The organism is Polyangium sp. 15x6 (genome assembly GCF_029960785.1).
Classification (GTDB): Bacteria; Myxococcota_A; Polyangia; order Polyangiales; family Polyangiaceae; genus Polyangium.
Window position 1 is genome coordinate 1 of record NZ_JASBQE010000217.1, and the last position, 4,675, is coordinate 4,675.

4 protein-coding genes are annotated in these 4,675 nt (G+C 71.4%); 1 reads left to right on the forward strand and 3 read right to left on the reverse strand.

Annotation, left to right across the window (positions count from 1 at the left end; genetic code table 11):
* Positions 1-68: 68 nt before the first annotated feature.
* Entirely contained in the window at positions 69-431 is a 363-nt protein-coding gene (locus tag QHF83_RS52880) for an MmcQ/YjbR family DNA-binding protein (RefSeq protein WP_282425804.1), read from the reverse strand.
* A gap of 161 nt (positions 432-592) precedes the next feature.
* Here QHF83_RS52880 and QHF83_RS52885 point away from each other — a divergent pair, with 161 nt between their 5' ends.
* On the forward strand, positions 593-1,033 hold the full coding sequence (locus tag QHF83_RS52885; protein WP_282425805.1) for a DUF2267 domain-containing protein: 441 nt from the start codon (positions 593-595) through the stop codon (positions 1,031-1,033).
* Positions 1,034-1,039: 6 nt separating this feature from the next.
* Here the strand turns inward: QHF83_RS52885 and QHF83_RS52890 are convergent, their stop codons facing one another.
* The gene (locus tag QHF83_RS52890) at positions 1,040-2,470 is read right to left on the reverse strand and encodes a hypothetical protein (protein ID WP_282425806.1); all 1,431 of its coding nucleotides are present in this window, start codon (positions 2,468-2,470) and stop codon (positions 1,040-1,042) included.
* A 57-nt stretch (positions 2,471-2,527) separates the two neighbouring features.
* A complete protein-coding gene (locus QHF83_RS52895) occupies positions 2,528-4,426 on the reverse strand; it encodes a carboxypeptidase regulatory-like domain-containing protein (protein WP_282425807.1) in 1,899 nt (632 codons plus the stop codon).
* Positions 4,427-4,675 lie beyond the last annotated feature (249 nt).

Consider the following 4,675-nt stretch of genomic DNA (forward strand, 5'->3'; position numbering starts at 1 on the left):
GGCCGGGGTGCAGGGGGCGGACAGCCCCCTGCTGGGGTGCGGGGCAACGCCCCGCGCACGCGCACCGCTCAGTCAGCCTTCGCCTTTGCCTTCCCCGGCGCGTCGAACGCCTTGAGCACGGCTTTCGGCGCCTTGAGGCGCCATGCGCGTTCGAGCCGCAGCCGGCACTCGGCCACCGTGAGCTTCGGGAGCCGCGCCAGCACGGCCGGCCAGCCGCGGTAATGGTCCGTGATGAAGTAGATATCGGGACGATTCTCGATCAAGAACTCCTGCTCGTCGACGCTCTCGGTCAAAAACACGATCACGTCGCCTTCCTCGCGCAAACGACAAAAACCTTTGCCGCGGACCTTCATCGCCGGGGTCCGGAACCAGGTGTCTTCCTCGACCTCGGGTAGCTCACGCGCGAGCTTGCTGACTTGCTCCCACTTCATGCGGCCATGGTACACCGGACGACGCCTCGGTAAAACCGCCGGGCTTGCCTTGCGGAATCCTACGCCGACCGGCGGGGCGCGGCGCTTGGATCATCGGCCCTGGGCACCCTGCTTGCCCTTTTGCGGCGGAACGTTCCGTTCAGCGAGAAGGAAGGAACCACATGGCAAACCAGGGACCTCAGGGCGGCGCGCGGATCGATCCCGTGTCGCGGCGCATCGTCGAGCACATCGAGCAGGTCGGCGGGTTGCCGCAGAAGGTACGCACGCCCGAGGCTGCCGCGGCCGTGCTTTGTGTTCTCTCGCGACGGCTGAGCAAGGGTGGGGCGCAGGATCTCGCGAACAGCCTGCCCGAGGCGCTGCAGACCCTCGTGCAGCCGTGCGCGGCGCACCGTGGGTTCGAGAGTGACGTATTCGATCGGGGGGAGTTCCTGCAATTGCTCGCCGATCACCTGCAAATCCAGGTCGGCGAGGCCGAGCTCGTCGCGCGGGCCGTGCTGCAAGGCGTGCGCGCCGTGCTCCCGCAGGGGGAGCTCGAGCACATCCGCGGCCAGCTCCCGTCGGAGATCTGGGAGCTCTGGGGCCCGCGCCGCGTGGCCGCTTGAGGCGTTTTACCTGCGGCGGCGCAGGAAGATGCGCGTCCCCTGCGAATAGGGCGAGAGGGACTCGTCCAGGTGGACGAGCGGACCCTCGACGCCGACGATCAACCGATCGCCGTCCTTGCTCTGCGCCATCGCGAGGGCGAGCTCGTCCGCTTCGGCGCCGAACGTCGCGACGGTGTTCGCCGCGTCGTCCCATTCCACGCGCACGTCGAACCCGTCGAGCCCGCCGTTCGAGCCGGCCATGGTTTTTCCGTGCACGAGCAGCGTGTCCTCGAACCAGCCGACGGCGCGGACGCCGCTGGTCCCCTCGGGCGCCACGGCGGTGACCATGGCGGTCGTGTCGCCCGTGACCGAGACGCCGAGCACGGGCTCGCCCTTCGAATCGAGCCGGGCCACGAAAGCCGGACCGAACGTGCCGATGCCGCCGAAGACGAGCCCCCCCTCCCCGCCGAGGACGAGGCCGCCGTCGTCCGTCACCACCACGCTGCCGCCGAAGCCGGCCAGGATCGACTCCTCGAAGACCTTGCTCCAGACGATGTCGCCGCCGGGCGAATACTTCTTCACGTGCAAGCCGATCGGCTCGCCGGCGCTCTCCGGGATGCTGACTTGTGTATACACGAAGACCACTTCGCCGGCCGGGGTCACGTCGAGCCCGGCCGGGTAGTCCGAGATGTCGCCGCCGTACTTCTTGGCCCAGAGGAGCTCGCCTTGCGTGTCGTATCTCGCGACGAACACGTCGGGCTTGTAGTTCACGAAGAATTCGTCCCACGCCTCGGGCACGCTCGTCACCGTGACGCCGCCCAGATCGAGCGTGCCGACGAACCTGCCGCTGATCACGAAGTTGCCCTCGGCGTCGAACGTGACGCCCTCCACGACGCGGGCGAAGCCGCCGCTGAAATTGACGTCGTCCGGCAAGTTGCCGGGCAGGCGACGGCTCGAGACGTGGTTGCCGTCCGCGTCGAGCCGCAGCAAAAACGGGTGGTTCGCGCGCACGTATTCGCCGCCGAGCGGACCTCCCCCGAGGTCCACGTCGGCGCGCAAGCTCCCGGCGAGCAGGACTCCACCTTGCGGGTCGACGGCGAGGACGTCCTTTCCTTCGAACGTGGCGCCGGTCGGGAGCGCGCGGCTCCAGACGTGTTTGCCGCTCGCGTCGAGCTTCACCACGAAGCCAAAGGGCGCGTCGGCGCTGCCGAGGGTGCCCCCGCCGAAATTGATGGGGCCTTGCGTCGTGCCGGCGAGGATGGTGTTACAAGCGTCGTCGACGGCGACCGAGAGGCCGGTGATGTTCGTTCGTGATTCCGAGGTGCCAAACGTGAGGTCGAGCGACTCGCCGCACACGGAGGTCGGCGTGGGATCGGGCGGCGGAGGCGATTCGGTGACCGTCTCCGCGCAGCCGAGGACGAAGAGAGGGGCGACAAGGAAGAATCGAGCTTTCGTCATGGGGCCATCGTAGCGCACCTATCGCCAGCAGAAGTAGGAGCGTCGTTCCCATGAATGCTAGCCGCGAATGCGCGTACGCCGCACGGCGATGTCGGTGGCCTCGCCCGTGCCGCCACGGCGCACGGAGAGCCTGACCAGGCTGCCCTCGGGGCCGCGGATGCGCTCGACGGCGGCCTCGAAGCCGATCTCGACGATCGGGGCGCCGTCGATGGCGACGATGGCGTCGCCCGGGCCGAGCCCCGCGTTCGCGGCGCCGCCGCCGGGAAGGACCTGGCCAATCACGAGCGCGTCGCCCTTGGGGCCGAGGACGGCGCCGATGCCCGTGAGCTCCATGCGGGCCTCCTCGCCGTCCTTCAGCTTGGCGAGGGAGATCCTGACCGGGCCGATCTCGCCGCCCTCGGTCACGACGAGGCCGGAGAGGACGCGGCCGTGATGTCCCGGCGCCGTCGCCGTGACGGAGCGCGCGCCCTCGGCGAGGCCGAGCAGCGAGAAGCGGCCGGAGGCGTCGGTGGTCGCGTCGGCGACGACGGGGACCGGGCCAGCGCCCGCGCCGAGCTGGCCTTCGATGGTGACGCGCGCGCCCTGGATGGGCTCTTCCGTGTCATCCTCGACGACGATGCCGTGGAGGCGGCCGCCGGCGCGGAGGACGAGGTCCGCGGTGGCCTCGCCACCCGCGGGGACGGTGACGTCGACGGTCGCCGAGGGGGCGTGGCCGAGGGCCGCCGCGGTGACGGCGTAGGTGCCGGGGAGGAGGTCGCCGATCTCGTAGGCGCCCGTGGCGTCGAAGAACGAGGTGGAGGCGGAGTACTCGCGCTCGAGGGGGCCGCGGTGGCGCGCGGCGACGACGGAGAAGGAGGCGACGGGCGTGCCGGTGCTGCCGCCGCGGACGGTGCCGCGGATGCGGCCGGTCGCAGTGAGGCGGAGGGTGACGCCCTCGGCGCCGGCCGCGACGCCCTCGGCGCGGGCGATGCGCGCGCCTTCGCGGGCCGTGAGCTCGTACGTGCCGGGGTCGAGCCCTTCCAGCGTGAAGGCGCCGCGCTCGTCGGTGGTGGCGCTCGCGCCGGGGTGGAGGTCGTCGTCGCGCACGATGTCGCGGTGGAAGCGGGCGCTCACGCCGGCAAACGGCACGGGCGCGCCGGCCGCGTCGACGACCACGCCGGTGATGGACGCGAGCACGATCGCCTCGCCCTTGGGCCGGAGCCTGAGCGTGACGCGGCCGCTCGCCTGCGCGCGCATGTCGAGGCGCGCCCGGGCGGGGGCGTGATCCGGGTGCGTGGCTTCGAGCAGGGCGTCGTCGGGGGCGCTGAACGTGAAGGCGCCCGTGTCGTCGGCGACGAAACGTCCGCCCGCGCTGGCCTCGCCGCCGGGGGCTTCGAGGATGCGGACCTCGGCCTTGGGCGCCGGTTCGCCGGCGGGCGTGAGGACCACGCCCTCGTAGCGGCGCTCGGGCTCGAGGGTGATGGTCAGGCCGCGGACGACCTCGCCGGCGCGGGCAATCAGCGTGATCGGGCTCTCGCCCCACGCCGGGGCGAACGGGTGGAAGCCCTTGGCGGTCACCATCGCGAGCGCATAGACGCCGGGCGCCGGGGGTTCGAAGAGGAAGGCGCCGTCCGCGCCCGAGGTGACGGCGCGAGCCACGCCCTCCTGGTCGAAGGTGAGCGTGGCGCCTGCGATGGGCGCGCCGGTGCGAGCTTCGACCACGCGACCGGAAAAAGCTCCGGCGCGGCGGGTCTCGTCGACGGCGATCTCGCCGCTAGGGAGGCGCAGAGGGCCGGGGCGCTCGGCGACGGCGCGGGACGTGCGCGGACGCGGCGCGGGCGTGGGGTTCGTGCTCGGAGCCGGGAGGGAAGCCGACCGCTCGGGGCCACTCCCGCCGAGGCGCGAGAGCAAGAGCGCGACGAGCGCAATGGCGACGACGATCAGGATCGGGCGCACGAGCCGGTTCGGCTGCGACATGCGCCTATCGTACGCGTCTGGCTGGGAATGTCCTGAGCATTGGTTTCATCTGGGGGGCGCTTCGCTGGGGCGTTGCCCCAGGCCCCACCGGGGCTATCCGCCCCTGGACCCGGACCAGCGCAAGCGCTGGACCGGTGGTCGATGAACTGCGCGATGCGCAGTTCATCGAATGGGCCCGAGGCAAGACCGCAAGCAGCCCTGCCAGCCAAGACAGCCGCGCTGCCCTTTCGACGGGCACGGCGCACGCCC

Coding starts and splice junctions, on each gene's coding strand:
- QHF83_RS52895 (WP_282425807.1), bottom strand. CDS start 4,426: ATGTCGCAGCCGAACCGGCTCGTGCGCCCGATCCTGATCGTCGTCGCC.
- QHF83_RS52885 (WP_282425805.1), top strand. CDS start 593: ATGGCAAACCAGGGACCTCAGGGCGGCGCGCGGATCGATCCCGTGTCG.
- QHF83_RS52880 (WP_282425804.1), bottom strand. CDS start 431: ATGAAGTGGGAGCAAGTCAGCAAGCTCGCGCGTGAGCTACCCGAGGTC.
- QHF83_RS52890 (WP_282425806.1), bottom strand. CDS start 2,470: ATGACGAAAGCTCGATTCTTCCTTGTCGCCCCTCTCTTCGTCCTCGGC.